The 17,979-nt window shown below is 65.1% G+C and carries 14 protein-coding genes and 1 tRNA gene; 3 read left to right on the top strand and 12 right to left on the bottom strand.

The window, feature by feature from the left end; all coding sequences use genetic code 11:
- Position 1: 1 nt before the first annotated feature.
- Positions 2-922: a tyrosine recombinase XerD gene (locus KIT10_04665; GenBank protein ID MCW5898542.1), complete on the bottom strand. Its 921-nt coding sequence runs from the start codon at positions 920-922 to the stop codon at positions 2-4.
- Between the two features lie 115 nt (positions 923-1,037).
- Here KIT10_04665 and aroQ point away from each other — a divergent pair, with 115 nt between their 5' ends.
- Entirely contained in the window at positions 1,038-1,463 is a 426-nt protein-coding gene (gene aroQ, locus KIT10_04660) for a type II 3-dehydroquinate dehydratase (protein MCW5898541.1), read from the top strand.
- Here the strand turns inward: aroQ and KIT10_04655 are convergent.
- From KIT10_04655 to KIT10_04645, 3 genes are all read right to left on the bottom strand, one after another.
- On the bottom strand, positions 1,442-2,485 hold the full coding sequence (locus tag KIT10_04655) for a glycosyltransferase family 2 protein (GenBank protein MCW5898540.1): 1,044 nt from the start codon (positions 2,483-2,485) through the stop codon (positions 1,442-1,444). The genes aroQ and KIT10_04655 overlap by 22 nt on opposite strands.
- Positions 2,486-2,521: 36 nt before the next feature.
- Entirely contained in the window at positions 2,522-3,982 is a 1,461-nt protein-coding gene (locus tag KIT10_04650; GenBank protein MCW5898539.1) for a GWxTD domain-containing protein, read from the bottom strand.
- Between the two features lie 158 nt (positions 3,983-4,140).
- Positions 4,141-4,225, bottom strand: a tRNA-Ser gene (locus KIT10_04645).
- Between the two features lie 55 nt (positions 4,226-4,280).
- Between KIT10_04645 and KIT10_04640 the strand changes: the two genes are divergently transcribed.
- Positions 4,281-5,057: an MBL fold metallo-hydrolase gene (locus tag KIT10_04640; protein ID MCW5898538.1), complete on the top strand. Its 777-nt coding sequence runs from the start codon at positions 4,281-4,283 to the stop codon at positions 5,055-5,057.
- Positions 5,058-5,152: 95 nt separating this feature from the next.
- Positions 5,153-8,140: a T9SS type A sorting domain-containing protein gene (locus KIT10_04635; protein ID MCW5898537.1), complete on the top strand. Its 2,988-nt coding sequence runs from the start codon at positions 5,153-5,155 to the stop codon at positions 8,138-8,140.
- 54 nt (positions 8,141-8,194) lie between these two features.
- On the opposite strand, the gene KIT10_04630 is transcribed toward KIT10_04635, so the two are convergent.
- The 8 genes from KIT10_04630 to KIT10_04595 all read right to left on the bottom strand — a co-directional run bounded on the left by KIT10_04630 (position 8,195) and on the right by KIT10_04595 (position 17,921).
- Complete coding sequence (locus KIT10_04630) at positions 8,195-9,124, bottom strand: hypothetical protein (protein ID MCW5898536.1); 930 nt, start codon at positions 9,122-9,124, stop codon at positions 8,195-8,197.
- A 105-nt stretch (positions 9,125-9,229) separates the two neighbouring features.
- On the bottom strand, positions 9,230-10,468 hold the full coding sequence (locus KIT10_04625) for a glutamate--cysteine ligase (protein ID MCW5898535.1): 1,239 nt from the start codon (positions 10,466-10,468) through the stop codon (positions 9,230-9,232).
- Positions 10,469-10,507: 39 nt separating this feature from the next.
- Positions 10,508-11,041 (bottom strand): hypothetical protein, encoded by a 534-nt coding sequence (locus KIT10_04620; GenBank protein MCW5898534.1) that lies wholly within the window; start codon positions 11,039-11,041, stop codon positions 10,508-10,510.
- A gap of 10 nt (positions 11,042-11,051) precedes the next feature.
- Complete coding sequence (gene pdeM / locus KIT10_04615) at positions 11,052-11,726, bottom strand: ligase-associated DNA damage response endonuclease PdeM (GenBank protein ID MCW5898533.1); 675 nt, start codon at positions 11,724-11,726, stop codon at positions 11,052-11,054.
- Between the two features lie 23 nt (positions 11,727-11,749).
- Positions 11,750-13,063, bottom strand: a complete 1,314-nt coding sequence (locus KIT10_04610) for a hypothetical protein (protein MCW5898532.1) — start codon at positions 13,061-13,063, stop codon at positions 11,750-11,752.
- 96 nt (positions 13,064-13,159) lie between these two features.
- Positions 13,160-15,661 (bottom strand): ligase-associated DNA damage response DEXH box helicase, encoded by a 2,502-nt coding sequence (locus KIT10_04605; GenBank protein MCW5898531.1) that lies wholly within the window; start codon positions 15,659-15,661, stop codon positions 13,160-13,162.
- Complete coding sequence (locus KIT10_04600) at positions 15,658-16,293, bottom strand: class I SAM-dependent methyltransferase (protein ID MCW5898530.1); 636 nt, start codon at positions 16,291-16,293, stop codon at positions 15,658-15,660. Before KIT10_04600 ends, KIT10_04605 begins: the two co-directional genes overlap by 4 nt.
- Before the next feature lie 11 nt (positions 16,294-16,304).
- Entirely contained in the window at positions 16,305-17,921 is a 1,617-nt protein-coding gene (locus KIT10_04595; GenBank protein MCW5898529.1) for an ATP-dependent DNA ligase, read from the bottom strand.
- Positions 17,922-17,979: the final 58 nt, after the last annotated feature.

Here is a 17,979-nt window from a genome sequence, read left to right as displayed (position 1 = left end):
CTCAGCCCGCCGCCGCCTTACGGCCCGCGCGGGGGTGGAAGCGCATGATGTTGCTGCGGAGGTAGTCGCGGTCCAGGTGCGTGTAGATCTCCGTGGTGGTGATACTCGCATGGCCCAGCATCTCCTGCACGGCGCGCAGGTCGGCGCCGCCCTCCACCAGGTGCGTGGCGAAGGAGTGCCGGAAAGTGTGTGGGCTGATCGTCTTGCGGACCCCCGCCAACGCCGCCAGCTTCTTCACCAGGCCGAAGACCGCCACGCGCGAAAGACCGCCACCGCGCGCGTTGAGGAAGACGAGGTCCTCACTGTTCTTGCGCACCCGGAGCTTCACGCGTTCCTGCTCCGACCACACCGTGATCTGTCGCATCGCTTCCGGCCCTATGGGAACCAGCCGCTCCTTGTCGCCCTTGCCCACCACGCGCACGAAGCCCTCGTGGAAATGCAGGCGTGAGATGCGCAGCCCGCACAATTCGCTCACACGCAGGCCACAGCCGTATAGCGTTTCCAGGATCGCGCGGTCGCGGTGGGCGAGCGGTGCGCTCATGTCGATGGCCTTCACCATGGCATCGATCTCCTGGGTGCTGAGGAAGACGGGCAGCTTCCGGCCGGTGCGCGGGCTTTGCAGCAATTCGGATGGATCCTCGGTGACGGTGCGCTCGATCCGCAGCATGCGGTAGAACCCGCGCACGGCGCTGAGCAGGCGCGCCTGGCTGGTGGCACGCAGTCCCGAACGGCCCACGTCGGCGATGAAGTCCTGCAGGTCGTCAAGTTGCGCGGCGGCCGGGGCCACGGCGGGCTTTCTATCAGCGCACCAGGCGAAGAGCTTGCCCACATCGCGCAGGTAGGCCTCCACCGTGCGGTCGCTGAGGCCACGCTCCAGCTTCAGGTGCATGCGGAAGCGCGCCAGCGCGGGATCACGTTCCATGCCACGAAGTTCCCCGTGTCGTTTCGTTGCGGGCCGGTGCTGGTCGCGATATTCCCCACGCCGCACTGTGGATCGCGGCGATCGCCCAACTTCACGGCCACGAACACGCCCGCCCATGTCCCGCATCCTGGTCATCAACGGTCCCAACCTCGGTCTATTGGGCACGCGCGAACCGGCGATCTATGGCAGCACCACGCTGGAAGAGGTGGTCCATCTGCTGCGGTCCGAGTTCCCCCAGGTGGAGATCGAGCACCTCCAGAGCGAACTGGAAGGCGAGTTGGTAAGGGCGATCCACGGGGCGGCGGGCCGCTGCAAGGGCGTGGTGCTGAACGCCGGTGGCTATGCGCACACCTCGGTGGCCTTGCGCGATGCGGTGGCGGCCTGTCCGGTACCGGTGGTGGAGGTGCATGTCAGCAACCTGCTGGCGCGCGAGCCCTTCCGGCACGTGTCCCTGGTGGGCGCCGTGTGCGTGGGCGGCGTGATGGGTCTGGGCGTGGACGGCTACCGGCTGGCGGTGGATCACCTGTTGCGCCGGCCTTGAACGAAGGCGGCCAGGTCCAGATCGCTGAAGCGCTTCCATCCAAGGATGAAGCGATCATAGGCGATGCTGCGCAGGTACATGCCGGTGAGGTCCGGTTCGTGCTCTTGGGCCTGGAGTTCCCGGCGTTGGTGCATGGCCTGTGGCAGGCTGGCGAGAAAATGCGCATGGGCCCGCAGCACCTGCCAGGCGTGGGCGCTGTGGCCTTCCAACAGGAATTTCAGCGCGGCGCACAGGTCGAGCACCAGGCGCCGGGGGATGAACAGCCATGGTGAAGAGCGCCGCAGGTTGCGCACAAGCACGATGAGGCTGTTGCGAAAATTGAGGTAGGTCTTGCGCGGACTGCCATAGCCCAGCGTGCCCCCTCCGGCGTGGTACACCGTGGAAGCGCTCGTGTAGCCGATGGTGTGACCGGTCCGCCGCAACCGCCAGCACAGGTCGATCTCCTCCATGTGCGCGAAGAGCTCGGCATGGAAGCCGCCGGTGGCATGGAAGGCATCGGCGCGGATCATCATGCAGGCCCCGGTGGCCCAGAAAACGTGGCGCTCGTCGTCGTACTGGCCGTGGTCCTCTTCGGTGAGGTCGAAGATGCGGCCCCGGCAGAAGGGGTAGCCGTTGCGATCGATGAAGCCGCCAGCGGCACCGGCGTGTTCGAAACGGCCGCGCGCGTGCAAGGCGAGCACCTTGGGTTGGCAGGCGGCCATCCGTGGTTCGCGGTCCAGCAAGGCGTGCAGCGGATCGAGCCAGCCCGGGGTGGCCTCCACGTCGGAATTGAGCAGCACGTAACGGTCGGCTTCCACTTGGGCCAGGGCGGCGTTGTATCCGCCCGCGAAGCCCAGGTTGGTGGCGAGCGGCACTTGGCGCACCGTGGGATGCGCCGCGCTCAACCAGGCGAGCGTATCGTCGGTGGAGCCGTTGTCGGCGACGACCACCTCCGCACCGTGGCTGTGGGCCAGCACCAAGGGCAGGGTCCTTTCCAGCCAGTGGCGGCCATTCCAGTTGAGGATCACGATGGCCGTGCGCATGCCGGTGGCGAAGTTGCGGTTTTCACCGCAGGCCCGTCATCGCGGCAGCTCGAAGAACTCCCGTGCCCGATCGCCACTGATCTGCTGCACGGGCATGGGATCCACGTTCTGGAAGGCGTTGTTCCGGCTGTGGATGATCTGGTTCCAGCGCGGGTTGTTCAATTCGCCGGGCACCTCGCTGTGGATGAGTTCCATGCAGTTGCTGGCCAGGGAAGGCTGGTAGAACACGAACCGGCGGTTGGTGTAGCGCCCGGCGCGGTAGTAGTGCCAGATGGAGTAGGGCAGGGCGTCCATTTCGTTCAAGCGGTCCATCATGGAGTTGGGCGCGCCATACTTCAGATAGACCCGGCCGCGATCGGTCTCGTGGCCCTGCAGCACGCGGCAGCCGAACAGCCGGTTCACCTTCACCACCTGCTCGCGGTATTCGCGCCAGGCACGCTCGGGGTCGTGGTCGCGGTTGGCCCAGAAGCTGTAGAAGAAGCGCTGCATCAGTTCCAGGTCACGGTCCTTCCAGCGGTCGTCGATGATCTTGCGCTCCAAGGGATCGGCGATGGGGCGCAGGCAGCGGACGAATTCCGCCAGGGTGTCGGCGTTGGTGAAGCCACCGGTGAAGGTGTTCGCGAGGTCCACCCCTTCCATGGCCTGCAGGTCGTAGTCGAAACGCACCGGGTTGTTGCGCTGCAGCATGCGATCGCGCCGCGCGATGAGCTGGCCCTGCTGGTCGCGCACTTCGATCGCCACCAGGTAGTTCCCCGAAGGGAGCGAAGCGATGTCGAAAGAGGCGATCACCGGTTCCACGCTGCGGGCCTTGGCGCGCACGTTCCGCTTGTATGCGCCCACCACCGCACCCTTCTCCATGTTCTCCAGTTGGTAGGTGAGCAGGTAGAGGTTCTCCTCGCCGAAGACCTTGTCGGTGCCGTAGATCTCCGCGTAGAGATCAAGGGTCGAGATGGTGCGCGGGTAGTAGTCGCTGATCAGGGGCACCACCCGGTATCCATACTTGGCCATCTCCCCTTCGCCAGCCGGTTCGATGCGTTCCGCGAAGAGCACGTCGGAGATGTGGATCCCTTCCGGCAGTGCGCCCACCGCCAGCGGCGAACGGTAGCGGGTCACATCCTCCATGTCGCCATGCAGGTCGCGCAGTTCCACGGTGAGTTCGTAGTCGCCCGGGGCCAGGTCGAAGAACTCCTGGTGCAGGAGGTCCATCTCCAGGCTGTCCGTGCGCTCCATGCCCTCCACGATGGTCTTGGCGAAATCGATGATGGCGCCATCACGCTCCACGATGGTGATCGCCTCCACGCGCGCGCTGCGGAATCCGCGCTCGTTGATGGCCATCGCCATGGTGCCGCCGATCATGGCCATGTTCACCTCCACGCGCGGCCCCTTGCCGGGAATGTGGAAGATCTTGGTCTCCACCACCACTTCCACGGCGGCCTGGGTGGGCATGGCCAGGAGTTGGGCGAAGAACAGGGCAAGGAAGGTGGCCGGGATACGCATACCCACAAAGGTAATCCCCCCACGAGGGGATGCAGGCCGGTGGTTGGACAGGAACGGCCGGTGGCCGGCTGGTAGAAAGCCCCGCTGGCCCGAGCACGCTCGGCATGCGGGGCTTGGAAAAAGATCGCCCGCCTGGCGGCGGGCGGATCGGCGGTCGGCGGAGAGGGAGGGATTCGAACCCCCGTTACCCGAAGGTAAAGCGGTTTTCAAGACCGCCGCGATCGACCACTCTGCCACCTCTCCGAAGGCGCGGCGAAAGTAAGCCGCCAACACCGCGTACGGCGATATTTGACGCGCCATGCCACGCATCAGCATCGAGTTCCTCGGCACGGGCACCAGCCAGGGCGTGCCGGTGGTGGCCTGCGATTGCGCCGTGTGCCGGAGCGACGATCCGCGCGACAGGCGCCTGCGCACCTCGGCCCTGGTGCGTGTGGAGGGCACCACGGTCCTGATCGATGCCGGGCCCGACCTGCGTCAGCAGATGCTCCGAGCCCGGGTGCACACCCTGGACGCCGTGCTGCTCACCCACGAGCACATGGACCACATCGCCGGCATGGACGATCTGCGGGCCTTCAACTTCAGCCAGCGCCGCGCCATGGACATCCACGGCGATGCCGCCACGCTGGAGGCCGTGCGCCGTGTCTACCATTACGCCTTCTCCCATGATCGCTATCCAGGCGTGCCGGAGTTCAACCTTCACGAGATCACACCCGGCCGGGAGATCGACGCGGCAGGCGTGCGCGTGACCCCGGTGCAGGTGATGCACTACCGCATGCCCGTGATGGCCTTCCGCATCGGCGGGCTGGCCTATGTGACCGACGCGAAGACCATCGCCCCGGAAGAGAAGGACAAACTGCGCGGCGCCGATGTGCTGGTGCTGAACGCCTTGCGCCGCAAGGAGCACATCTCGCATCTGGATCTCGATGCCGCGATCGGCCTGGCCAGGGAATTGTCCGCGCGCCGCACCTATTTCACCCACATCAGCCACCTCATGGGCCGCCATGCCGAGGTGGAACGTCTGATCCCCGAGGGCATGGCCCTGGCCCACGATGGACTCGTGGTGGAGCTGGGCTGAAGCCACATCCACCACCATCCGGGGAAGGCCGCGCCCCCGCGTTTGCCAATGGCCGATCGGTTGACGAACTTCGGCCTGCCCAACACCCGAACCCCATGTCGCGATATCAGTACGTTGGCCTCCTGACGGCCGCCCTGTTCCTCCATTTCTTCAATGTTTCAGCGGCCACCGGTGGCCATGACCCCCATCAGGTGAATCGTGTCCATACCCGGCCACAGGTCCTGCCCGATGTGCAGTGGCAGGCCGACCTGCGCACCATGCCCGCCTGGAAGAACTTCGTGAATGCCCATCCCCAATGGGCCGTGGAGTTCAACGAAGCTTCCTGGAAGCCGCACCGCGCCTACGGGCCGGCCATTCCCACCGTGGGTGCCGATGCCGATGCCCGCGCCTGGTGGTTCATCCAGCACAAGCTGGCGCCCTTCGGCATTCCGGTGGACGATCTGGTCCACATGGCCACCCTGCCCACCGCGAAACACACCTGGGTCCATTTCAAGCAGGTGCATGCCGGATTGCCCGTGCTGCACAGTCACCTGCTGGTGAAGCTTGATGCGCAAGGGCGTGTGGTGTCCTTCGGCACCGAGGTGCATGATGGGATCGTCCTGGACCTGACGGCCACCGTGGGTGCGGCGCAGGCGGCCGCGATCGCTTCCGGGGGCCTGCCCAACGTGACGCAGATCGAGCACAACGGCCTGCGGATCCTGCCCGTGCCGGGCGATCGCACCATGGAGCATCGCCTGGTGCAGGAGGTGATCGTGCATACGGATGACGCCGGCCACCCCGGTCGCTATCAGTGCTGGGTGGACGCCCACACCGGCATGCTGTGGTACCGCTGGAACCAGGTGGTGGACCACCGTTCCTGCACCCATGAGGGGCATGACCATGGCGATGGCGGCGGGGGCAGCGGCGCGGATGCCCAGGTCGACGCCACCACGTACACCATCAGCGCCCTCCATCCCGCCAGCGTGGAAGGGCTGCCCGAGTTGCGGCTCACCATCAACGGGGACTTCTTCTTCACCGGGTTGGATGGCTCGGTCGCCACGGGCATTCCGGGTCCGGTGCAGGCCACCGTGCAGTTGCGCGGCCGCTGGGCCAATGTGACCACCAACGGCACAACACCATCCTTCAATGTGACACTGCAGGAGGGCGCCAATGCGGTGAACTTCGACAACAGCGCCACCATCCAGGAACGCAGCGCGTACTGGTTCGTGCAGCGCATCCATGACCACATGAAGCAGCAGTTGCCGCAGTTCACCGGCCTGGACATCGTGCTGCCTACGCGCGTGGACCTCACCACCGGCACCTGCAACGCCTATTACGACGGGTCCTCGATCAATTTCTACGCGCAGGGTGGCGGTTGCCGGTCCCTGGCCACCATGGGCGACGTGGTGTACCATGAGTACGGACATGGCATCAACGACAAGTACTACCAGAGCCTCGGCGCCAGCTTCAACAACGGCGCCATGAACGAGGGCTACGCCGATGTGTGGGCGCTCACCCTGACGGACTACCCCATCCTGGCGCAGGGCTGGCAGCTGAACAGCAACAACTCCTTCATCCGCCGCTACGATATCGATCCCAAGGTCTACCCGGTGGACCTGGTGGGCCAGGTGCATGCTGATGGGGAGATCATCGCCGGTGCCTGGTGGGACACCTATCAGCTCCTCGGGAACATGGGCCTTACGCTGGAACTCTTCCGGGAAGCCTACAACGGCCTGCAGGCCACCATGGCCAATGGCCAGGAGGGCGTGGCCTACCGGGATGTGTTGATCGATGCGCTCCAGGCCGACGATGACGACGGGAACATCGCCAACGGCACGCCCAACGGCGGCGCCATTGTGGAGGGTTTCGCCATCCACGGCATCACGCTGCTCAGCAATGTGAACATGACCCACACGTCCGTGGAGACGGCACCGTACGAGACCACCATCCCCATCTCGGCCAACGTCACGGTCACCTTCCCGGGCAGCCTTTACCTGGCCGGCGTGCGCGCCTTCTATCGTGTGAACAACGAGGCCACCTGGAACAGCGTGCTGATGACCAACGCCGGTGGCAACATCTACACGGCCGATATCCCGGGGCAGCCGGAAGGCACGGTGATCTACTACTACCTGGCGGTGGAGGACGTCTTCGGCCAGTTGAGCAGCGTGCTGCCCATCGGTGCCGCACAGGCCGATCCGAACCTCCCCTACAACATACTGGTGGGCTATGAGCTGCACGCCACCGAGGACGTGGACATGCTCCATCAGCTCGGCAACTGGACCGCCGGCCTGCCTTCGGACAACGCCACCACGGGCCAGTGGGAAGCCACCTTACCAGTTCCATCCTTCAGCGGATCGGTGATGGTGCAGCCCGGCTTCCAGAACACGCCTGGTGGAGAGTTCTGCTGGGTTACGCAGAATGCGTCAGGTCCGAATGCCGGTATGGGCGAAGCCGATGTGGATGGCGGCACCACCACGCTCATCAGCTCGAACATCAACCTCACCGGCTACACCAATCCCACTTTCACCTACTACCGCTGGTACATCAACAACCCGCCCAACGGGGCCAACCCCAACGCCGACTGGTGGCAGGTCTACATCAGCAACAACGGTGGCAGCACCTGGGTGCCCATTGAGGATACCAAGACCAGCGACCGCAGCTGGCGGCGCCACGCCTTCCGGGTGAAGGACTATGTGACGCCCACTGCGCAGGTGCGGCTGAAGTTCCATGCCAGCGACAGCATCCGGCCGGGACAGAACCTGGATGGAGGCAGTCTGGTGGAAGCGGCTGTGGACGATGTACAACTCTGGGATGAGGTGATCAACACGCAGAGCCAGTTCGAGTTGCCACCACCAAGCGTCACCTCGGTCTATCCGGACCCGGCCGTGGATGAACTGAACGTGCTGGTGACCTTGAACGGATCACGCCTGCTGGGCTTCGAGGTGGTGGACATGACCGGCCGCATCGTGCTGTCGCCGCCATCCAGTGGCCCGCATGCCGACCGCCACCGCATCGATGTATCGCGCCTCGCGGATGGACATTATGTATTGCGGCTGGTGCTGGACAGTGGCCGCGCCGAACACCGCTTCAGCGTGGTGCGCTGATCGCCTTGCTCCGCCATCGAAGCCCCGTGCGGTCGCCGTGCGGGGCTTCGCTTTTCAGGGTATATGCACTTTCCGCACGCACTTTCGATCACCGGTGCGCAGCCGCAACAGGTGCATGCCGCTGGGCAGGTTGGCCAGCGGCATGGGCGCATCACCGGTCAGCGTGACTGCCTCGTAGGTGACCCTGCCCGTGGCGTCGAGCACCGTCACTTGCTCCCACGCTCCTGAGGGGCAGCCGAGGAGCCCGGCTTGTCTCGGCGTTGGGGAGGCGGTCTCCACGTGCGTAGGCACATTGGCGAAGAGCAGGTCGATGATCTCCATCTCGGTGAGACCACGGTCATAGATCCGCACATCGTCCAGCCAGCCGGAGAAAGGTTGTGTGCCATTGCCCAGCGCGGCCATGGATACGCCGGCCGTGGGGTGGAACCCGATGGATCCGCTGCGCGCCAGGGAGCCCATGAGGGCGCCGTTCACATGCACGCGCATATGGGCCCCGTCGTAGCTGGCCACCACATGGTACCAAACACCATTGAAGATCGAGGATGGGCCCGTGTTCAGTTCCGCTACGGTACCGCCGGTGCGGAGGCGGAAGCGGATGGAACTGGCGTTGACGAAGGTGATGGACCAGATGGCGTCGTTGACTTGCGGGCCATGTGCCTTGGCGAGGATGGTGCGGTCCATGCCGGTGACGAAGTCGGGCTTCACCCACAGGGCCAGCGTAATGCCCGTGCCGCCGTTGGTGAGGTCACAGGGTCCTGCCAGGATGCGGTCGTCCACGCCATCGAAGCGGACCGCGCCGCCGTGCCTGCCGCCGGCGGGGTCCCACAAGGCACCATCGGTCAGGGTGCCATGCGAACCGCCCACCCACTCGTGCGCTACGGCACCGGCATCTTCGTCCAGCAACCAGTGGTACACGGGTCCGACTTGGGCATGTGCGGCCAGGTTGGTCAGGACGATCAGGGCGGGGAGCAACAGCCGTTCCATGGCACAGCGCTTTGCGCAGGATACGCGCTGCGGTGAGGCGGGTTGTCCGCCATCGACGGGCACCGCGCCCATGCGCACCAAGCCAGGAGGGCGATCGCTGAACGGCTACAGGAAGAGCCGGTCCTCCAGGAGGCAGGAGCCCAGTTCGCGGTACACGGTGCGCAACTTCTCCCGGCTGGGCGAGCGACCCGTGTGCTTCAGGATGCGGGATGCCAGACAGCCGTGTTCCAGGATGGAGCCGATGTGCTGGCGGGCATCCTCCGAGAGTTCCTCGTAGAGTTCCACGAAGAGGTGCTGCCACAGCTTGGCGGCGCTCATGCGTTCCTCCTTCATCAGCCCGAACATGAGCAGGTAGTCCCGGTTGGCGATCATGGTGGTGCCCGCGTCCTTGATCACCTGCAGGAAGATGGCGAGCAGATCGCTCTCGGGCCAGGCGCGTTGCAGGTAGGTGCTCACCCAGCGGCCGCTGGCGAGCGCTTTCAGCACCACGGTGATGAACTCCGCGATGGCGAGGTCGGCGGCGGGGCATTCCTGCGCATCGATCACGCGGATCTCCACACTTCCGCGGTCGAAGCGTGCCACGGCACCGCGCGTATTGGCGAATTCGTGCTGCAATTGCACCACCGCGTCGTGCCGGGCCAGTACCTGGGCGATGGGGCTGTAGATCTCGCGGTAGTACTCCTCCTCGTTGAAGACGGCTTCGGGGATGAGCGAGCCCATCATCTCGGGCATGCGCTCCTGGGCGTGCAGGTAGGCTTCCATGCGCGCGTCGAGGAAGCCGGTGGGGCGGCCGTCGAGGATCGGCGATGAGGCCGCGATGGCCGGGATGATCGGCAGCAACAGGCGCACGGCGGCATGCAGGCGCGTGAATTCAGGGTCGCCGGCGAAGGAGAGGTTCAGGTGCGTGCTCTGCGTATTGGCCCAGCCATGGGTCTGGCAGCCGAAGAGCCGGTCGAAGGTGCGGTAGACGTCGCTGTGCTCATGCGCCCAAAGCACCGTTTCACGCTTGGGATCCATCCAGGGGTGCGCGCCACCGGGGAGCAACATGGCGTTGTGTTTCGCCAGGGCCTTGTCCAGCGCCTTCACCTCGGCGGCGAAACGTTTGCGCAACGGTGCGATGCGCCGGGCGGGTTTCGCATTGCGCACCTCCACCACATGGTCGGTGAGTTCGTTGCTCCATTCCATGGTGCCGCGCGGCACGTCGGCCACCGGCGATCCCACCACATCCGTGAAGAGCTGCGCCACCAGGGGACGCACGTCCAGCGTGTCGCGGTCCACCACCATGTACTCCAGTTCGATCCCGTGGGCCTCGAACAGACGGTATGGACGTTGACGCGTGTGCATGGAAGGCCAAAGGTCGTGCTTGTGCCCGAGCCGACCGGCTCATTCCTGCTCCGGCCAGCGCAGCCCCAGTGCCAGCAGCCCTTCCACGGCGTACACCTCCTTCTCGCCGGGTACGTTCACGTAGGTCCAGGCGCGTGCCGTGCCGGGGGCGAAAGTGTCGCTGCCGAGGTTCAACGCCTCTTCGCGGCCATCGGCGAGGGTGAAGGTGATCCGGCAGCGCGTTTCCTCGGTCAGCCGGTAGCGTTCACCAAGCAGCAGGATCATGCCCATGGTGCGCTTCACCTTCAACTCCTGGAAACGACCCAACAGTTCGCGTGCCTGTTGATCGGGGGAGCGGTCCTGCTCGTGGGTGGCGATACGTTCCCAACCTTGTGGTGTGCGCCGCAACAACAGGTCATGGCGTGCAGCGCCGCGGTCCTCGAAGTGGATGGACGTCACCGCCGCGGTGTCCAACAGCAGCACATGCGTGCGGGGATCGCGTGTGCCGGTTCGCAGCCCCAACCTGTCGCCCAGCACAAAGAGCAGCACCAGCGTGGCGGCCATGATCAGCAGGGCTTTCAGCGAAGTGCTCATCCGCATGGGCTCAGGGCTGCACCAAGGCATGTCCGGCCGTCATTGTGCTCACGTCGATCACGGCACGCTCGGTGATCGCATGGACGCGCTCGCTGGCCGAAGGCGCCATGCCCAGCAGACCGGTGCTGAGTCCGAAGGCCGGCAGGATGGCCACGCGTTCGCTGAACACGAAACAGGGCAGCATCATGCGCTGGCGGCCGCGCCCTTTGAGCACCACACCGGGATGGAGATGTCCGCACAGGCGGTACACGCCCGGTTGTTCGGCCGGCTCGTGCGCGAAGACGAAGGGTCCTTCCTCCAGCGTATCGTCGGCCACCTGGATGCCCGCTTCCGCATAGCGCTTGTCGGCCAGCACGTCATGGTTGCCGGGCACCAGATGGAGCGCTGCCCGCTGATCGGTGCACCAGGCCGCGAAACGGTCCCAGGCGCTGTTGTGGCTGCTGTGGAAGATATCGCCGAGGAAGACGATCCGCTCGGGCATGAAGGTCTCCACCAGTTCCTGCAGCCGTGCGATGGTGCGCTCGTCCTGGCCTTCGGGAAGCGGTAGTCCACCCTTGCGCAGGTGCGCCGCCTTGCCCAGGTGCAGGTCGCTCAGCACCAGCCAGCGCAGCCTTGGCCAGAACAGCGCGCGGTGGGGGTGGAGCAACAATCTCTCGCCAGCGACGTCGATCTCGGCCGTGAGCATGGGCCGAAGGTAGATGCCTCCTGTCAAGGCTGGACCATGGGCAGCGTCCAGCGGTGCTTCCCATCCTTGGCGCGAAGCACATATATGCCGGCCGGCAGGTCATGGGGCGTGACGAAGGTGCCGTCCATGGTCACTTGTGTCCGCACGATCGACCTGCCGCCCATGTCATGCAGTTCGAGCGCCTGTCCTGCCGGCATACCCTCGATCCGCAGTGCGGCACCGGCCATGGCCGGCACCGGCCAGATGCGCGGATCATTCGATGCTGTTGCTGGAACGCCAGTGCTGATGTCCCCGAAAAGGTCCTCGTACACCTGTGCGAACTCATCGGCCACGCCGCAACTTTCCACCGCGTCCCAGTTGATGCTCCAGGTCATCAGGCCACGCAGGGTGGGGTAGGTGGCCACGCGCTGGTAACTTCCCGGCTGCGGCCCCGTGCCACGCAGGTATGCCACGGCATGCTCCACCACGGTGGGTGGCACGTACCCCCCCCCAGCGGCCAGCGGACAAGCGGGCAGGCCGATCGCCACCTTCTCCGGTGGCCATGGTGCGAAGAAGCCGCCACTGGTCTGGAAGCCCTGCAGCAGCGCTTCGGTCTGGCTCACGATGAAGTCGGCGGTGCCCTGCTCGTAGATGCCACCATCGATGCCATACATGCTGCCGCTGTTGTACAGCTGCACCTGCAGGATGTCCAGCCGGTCGCGCAAGGCGTCCAGCAGTGGCAGGTACGCGCCCCAGATGCCGCCGTAGCCGCTCATGCCACCTTGCACGTAGGCTGTTTCCGGTGCTGCAGTGAGCATCATGGGCACGCCGTAGGTGCTCTCGAACTGGTCGGCGATGGAGTATACCGCGTCGATCAGGCGGATGATGCGCGCATCGACAGGGTTGGCGATGGTGCCGCCGCTGATGGCCACCGAGGCACCCTCCAGGTCGATGTCCATGCCATCGAAACCGTAAGTGGCGATGATGCCCAGCAGGCTGGCCACGAACTGGTCGCGCTCCGCATCGCTGTCCAAGTGGATGGTGCCCGTGGCACCGCCGATGCTGATGAGCACTTTCCGGCCCTGCGCTTGGAGGGCCGCTACATCGGCGAGGAAGGTGGCGGGCGTGGTCTCCTGCGGGGCGAAGACCATATCGTACGTGGTGCCGGGCGCGGGCAGGGCGAAGCTCACGCACACCACCGTGTAGAGCTCATCCACCTCGGCCAGCTCCAGGTAGGGGGCACTGCCGTCGTTCCAGTTGTGCCAGTAGCCGATGAGATCGGGGCCTTGGGCGTGGAGGGAGGCGAAGGTGGAGAGGATGGTGAAGGCAGGGAGAATGGTTCGCAAATGTGGGCGCATGGCGATCGTTTCAGCCCGAAGATGCTGGAACACGGCTGATCGGAAGAGGCAGCCTTCGCAGAACCTTGGTCGGCTGAGGGCAGCTTGAGTGAGCGCTCACGCCTTCTCCAACCGCTCCGTCATCTTCCGTATCCTGTCCTCCAACTGCTCGCTGGTCAGCTTTTCGCGCAGCCGGTCCACCAGGATCGGGAAGGCGAAGGGCGTGAAGCGCCCGGGATCCTTCAGCACCTTGCTTTGCCGGCCGATGCGCTCCAGGGCCTCGCGCATGCGCGGCATTTCCATCTGGATATCGAAGGCCTCGTCGTAGGCCTGGCGCAGCAGCAGGTGGTCGGGTTCATGTTCGCGGAACACGTCGAAGAAGAGCCCGCTGTTGGCCCGCATGTGGCGCTCCTTCAGCGGGCGCCCGGGCATGCCCTTGAACACCAGCCCGGCGATGCTCGCGATGTCCCGGAACTTGCGCCTGGCCATCTCGGTGGCGTTCAGGCTGCGCTGCAGGTCGGCCAGGAGATCCTGCGGGCTGAACAGGTCGTTGTCCAGCGCCTCCTCGATGGGGATCGGTTGGTCGCTGAGCAGCTCGAAGCCGTGGTCGTTCATGGCGATGCTGAAGGTGATGGGCTTCAGCAAACTCATGCGGAAGGCGAGGAGCGCGCCCATGGCCTCGTGCACCAAGCGACCTTCGAAGGGGTAGATCACCACGTGGTGCCCCTCGCGGCTGGTGAAGCGCTCTATCAGCAGCTCATCCTCCGTGGGCACGATGCTCGTTTCGCGCTGCCGTTCCAGGATGGGCTCCACGGCGGACATCTCGGCATTGCCCTCCGGGGCGGTGAGCTGCGCCCGCAGCACCTTCGCCATGTAGCTGCTCAGCGGCATCCTTCCGCCCTGCCAGCTGGGTATCCTGCCCTTCTGCTCGCGGCTCTTGCGCACCTGGGCCACCAGCCCCTGCACGCGCACGAACTCCAGGCTGCGCCCCGCGAACCAGAACACGTCACCCGGCTTCAATTGGTTGATGAACCATTCCTCCACCGTGCCGATGCGCCCACCACCGATGAGCTTCACGGCGTAGCTCTCGCTGCCCACGATGGTGCCGATGCTCAGCTTATGCCGCAGCGCCACGCGCCTGTCGTGCACGCGGACCATGCCGTCCGCATCCACCACGCACTTGCGGAACTCCTCATAGGCCGTGAGGCTCTTGCCGCCAGTGGTGATGAAGGTTAGCAGCCAGTCCCACTCCTCCGGGGTGATGTCCTGGAAACACCAGGTGGTGCGCACCTCGTCATAGAGCGTGGCCGGGGAGAAGCCATCGCTCACCGCGAGCGTCATCAGGTATTGCGCCAGCACATCGAAGCAGCGGAACAGTGGTTGGCGGGCTTCGATGCCTGCCTGTCCGGCAGGCAGGCTGCCTTCTTCGGCGGCCTGGCGGAGCGCGGCGGCTTCCACCAGTTCCAGCGCATGGGTAGGCAGGAACCAGATGCGGCTGGTGGCATCGGGGCGGTGGCCGCTGCGGCCTGCGCGTTGCACGAAGCGCGCCACGCCCTTTGGACCGCCCACCTGCACCACGGTCTCCACGGGGCGGAAGTCCACGCCCAGGTCGAGGCTGCTGGTGCACACCACGGCCTTCAATCGGCCTTTGTCCAGCGCCTGTTCCACCCATTCGCGCACATCGCGGTCCAGGCTGCCGTGGTGCAGCGCGATGGTGCCGGCCAGCTCGGGCGCGATGTTCAGCAGGTGGTGGTACCAGATCTCGCTCTGTGCGCGGGTGTTGGTGAAGATGAGCGTGCTGGTGCTGTGCTCGATGATGGGCAGCAGCCGGTGCGCCAGCTTCAGGCCCAGGTGCCCCGCCCAAGGGTAGCGCTTCACCTCCTCGGGGATGATGCTACGGACCTCGATGGGTTTGCGGATGGTGGATCGCACGAGTACGGGTGCGCCGGCACCGGTAGGTCGACCCGGAGGGTCGACGGTGCCGGGGACCAGATGATGATCCGTGCCATGCAGCACCATCATCGCCTCCTCCAAATTCCCGATGGTGGCGCTGATGCCCCAGATGCCCAGTCTTGGCCGCAGGGCCTTCAGCCGGCTCAGGGCCAGCTCCACCTGCACGCCGCGCTTGCTGCCCAGCAGCTCGTGCCACTCATCGGCGATGAACCAGTCCAGGTGCTTGAAGAGATCCGCGTAGCCCTTGGTGGCCAGCAGCACATGCAGGCTCTCGGGCGTGGTGACCAGCAAATGCGGCAGGGTCTTCTTCTGTGCAGCGCGTTCTTTGGTGCTGGTATCGCCGGTGCGCACGCCCACGGTCCATGGCAGGCCAATGCCATCGCATAGGCGCTGCGCGCTATCCGCGATCTCGCCGGCCAGGGCACGAAGGGGTGTTATCCAGAGGGCACGAAGGCCTTGCTTGTCGCGACTCCGGGCTTGACCCGGAGTGACAAGTGCGTGGTTCACCACGCCGCCCCACACCGCATAGGTCTTCCCTGTGCCGGTCGGCGCGTTCAGCAAACCGCTGCGTTCTTCGGCCATCTGCGCCCACACCTCGCGCTGAAAGTCCTGAGGGCTCCAACCTTGTGCGGCGAACCAGTCGAGCAGGTGCGCATCCATGTTCATCTTCTCCGCTCGATGCGGAAGATGCTGCTGGTCTCGATCGTGCTGTCCGTCTCGGTGCTCGCCTCCATCCAGCCTACCGGTACGAAGGGCACCCGGGCCATGAACTCCTTCAGGTCGGTGAAGTGCTCGGTGCCATAACGCTGCGTGCCCTTGTAGAAGACGAGGTTGTGGATGAAGTACTTGCCGGGAAAGTGCGTAAGCATGAGCTCGAACAGTTCGTCCAACTGGTCCAGCACATACCAAGTGACCTCCGCGAAGAGGATGGCATCGGGTGCGAAGTCCTTGTAATGCGCAAGGTTCTTCACCTCATCCACGCGGAAGTCCAGGTGCGGGAAGTTGGCCTTGGCCTTGGCCACCGCCGTGGGTGCCACATCGAAGCCCAAGTAGCGAACGCCGGTGGCCTGTTGGATGCGATCGGCATAGTAGCCGAGGCCGCAACCCACCTCCACCACGGAACGGATGCCGAACCGCTGCATGTGCAGGATACCGCTGGCCCGGGAATAGGGATTGGGTTGCTGGTCCTGCATCCAGGGCTGGTCGAACAGCTGGTACATCTCCTCGAAGCGACCGATGAAACGGCCGTCCTTGATGACCAGATCGTGATAACTGGTGGGGTCTTTCTCTTCTGGCATGTGGTCGATGCTCAAGAGATATTGCCGAGCCGGCGCAGGTCTTCCAGGGTGTTCGCCTCCTCCGACGGTTTGTCGTGCCTCCATCGTGCGATGCGCGGGAACCGCACGGCCACCCCGCTTTTGTGTCGTGTACTCGCGCTGATCCCCTCGAAGGCGATCTCGAACACCAGTTCGGGCTTCACCTGCCGCACGGGACCGAAGCGCTCCAAAGTGTTCTTCTTCACAAAGGCGTCCACCTCCTTCATCTCTTTGTCGGTCAGTCCGCTGTAGGCTTTGGCGAAGGTGACCAACCGGCCCTCGTGCCACAGGCCGAAGGTGTGGTCGGTGTACAGACCTGCGCGCCGGCCATGCCCCTGCATGCTGTAGGTGAGCACCGCGTCGATGGTGAGCGGCTCCAGCTTCCACTTCCACCACGCACCGCGTTTTCGACCGACCTCGTAGGCGCTGTCCAACCGCTTCAGCATGATACCCTCGCTGCCCACCTGGCGGGCGGTCTCCCGATGGGCCAGGACCTCTTCCCAACCCGAGCACCGCAGCGCTGGGGAAAGCGACAAGGCGGGCGTTCCGGCCAGTTCCACCACGCGCTCCAACAAGCTGCGGCGTTCATCCAAGGGCGATCGGCGAATGTCGCGGCCTTCGAATTCCAGGAGGTCGTAGGCCATCAGCACCACGGGCACTTCAGCCAGCAACTTCTTTCCGGGGGTCTTGCGGCCGATCCGCCTCTGCATTTCCCCGAAGGGCAATGGCGCACCATCACGCCACGCGAGCAATTCCCCATCGATCACGGTGCCCGGTGGCAGTGTTTCGGCCAGGGAGGCCAGTTCGGGGTACTTGTCCGTGACGAGTTCTTCTCCGCGGCTCCAGAGGTACTGTCTTCCACCGCGCACGATCATCTGGCCGCGTATGCCGTCCCACTTGTGTTCGGCCTGCCAGGCGTGTGGGTCGCCCAACGCTTCAAGCCGCGCGAGACCCGCTCCGGACGCCGTGCCCGCGACACCTTCGATACCATGCGCCAGGTGGAAGGGGTAGGGGCGCCCCAGGTCGTCATCGGCGCGCGTGCCCAGCACCAGATCATGGAAGCTGGTGCGGTGCGGGTCCCAGTCGCCCATCAGGCGGTGTGCGATCACCTCCTCCGCCACGCCGGTGGCCCTGCTCAGGCCCTTCACCATCACCTTCTGGTCCACCCCGATCCGGAAGCCGCCGGTGAGGATCTTGTTGAAGACGAAGAGCGACATGCCCTCCAAGCCCGACCAGGCCTGCTTGATGCGGTGGGACTTCTCCTCCTCGGCAAGGTCCTTCAGCGTTTCCACGTAACGCACCCATTCCGACAGGCTTTTCTCCATGGCTTGGCCGCGCGGCGCGACGTGCGTCACCGTCTCGGCGAAGTCGCCCACCACGTGGTAGCTGGCCTCGAAGAGCCAGTCCGGTATGCCGCTCGATTCGGCCGCCCATTGGCGCAACTGTGCACTGGTCACAGGTCTTTTGGGCCTTCGCCCGCTGAGCAGCGCCACCGCCCACAGCTTGTCGGTGTCGTCAGCTGCGCGGAAATAGTCCGCCAACGCGTCCACCTTGGCGTTGGTGCTGGTGGTGGCGTCGAGCGTGTCGAAGAGTGCTGCTTCGCGTCGCATCGTTCATACAAAATACAAGTGGGCCGGTACGAAGTTCAAAGGTCGATGGTCCGCGGAC

The organism is Flavobacteriales bacterium, from assembly GCA_026129465.1.
Taxonomy (GTDB): Bacteria; Bacteroidota; Bacteroidia; order Flavobacteriales_F; family PHOS-HE28; genus PHOS-HE28.
The sequence above is the reverse complement of the archived record's forward strand: the minus strand, read 5'-3'. Positions and strand labels throughout refer to the sequence as shown.

Bases quoted from the DNA above. Each gene is read 5' to 3' on its own strand.
- KIT10_04665 (MCW5898542.1), bottom strand. From the start codon at position 922: ATGGAACGTGATCCCGCGCTGGCGCGCTTCCGCATGCACCTGAAGCTG.
- aroQ (MCW5898541.1), top strand. From the start codon at position 1,038: ATGTCCCGCATCCTGGTCATCAACGGTCCCAACCTCGGTCTATTGGGC.
- KIT10_04655 (MCW5898540.1), bottom strand. From the start codon at position 2,485: ATGCGCACGGCCATCGTGATCCTCAACTGGAATGGCCGCCACTGGCTG.
- KIT10_04650 (MCW5898539.1), bottom strand. From the start codon at position 3,982: ATGCGTATCCCGGCCACCTTCCTTGCCCTGTTCTTCGCCCAACTCCTG.
- KIT10_04640 (MCW5898538.1), top strand. From the start codon at position 4,281: ATGCCACGCATCAGCATCGAGTTCCTCGGCACGGGCACCAGCCAGGGC.
- KIT10_04635 (MCW5898537.1), top strand. From the start codon at position 5,153: ATGTCGCGATATCAGTACGTTGGCCTCCTGACGGCCGCCCTGTTCCTC.
- KIT10_04630 (MCW5898536.1), bottom strand. From the start codon at position 9,124: ATGGAACGGCTGTTGCTCCCCGCCCTGATCGTCCTGACCAACCTGGCC.
- KIT10_04625 (MCW5898535.1), bottom strand. From the start codon at position 10,468: ATGCACACGCGTCAACGTCCATACCGTCTGTTCGAGGCCCACGGGATC.
- KIT10_04620 (MCW5898534.1), bottom strand. From the start codon at position 11,041: ATGAGCACTTCGCTGAAAGCCCTGCTGATCATGGCCGCCACGCTGGTG.
- pdeM (MCW5898533.1), bottom strand. From the start codon at position 11,726: ATGCTCACGGCCGAGATCGACGTCGCTGGCGAGAGATTGTTGCTCCAC.
- KIT10_04610 (MCW5898532.1), bottom strand. From the start codon at position 13,063: ATGCGCCCACATTTGCGAACCATTCTCCCTGCCTTCACCATCCTCTCC.
- KIT10_04605 (MCW5898531.1), bottom strand. From the start codon at position 15,661: ATGAACATGGATGCGCACCTGCTCGACTGGTTCGCCGCACAAGGTTGG.
- KIT10_04600 (MCW5898530.1), bottom strand. From the start codon at position 16,293: ATGCCAGAAGAGAAAGACCCCACCAGTTATCACGATCTGGTCATCAAG.
- KIT10_04595 (MCW5898529.1), bottom strand. From the start codon at position 17,921: ATGCGACGCGAAGCAGCACTCTTCGACACGCTCGACGCCACCACCAGC.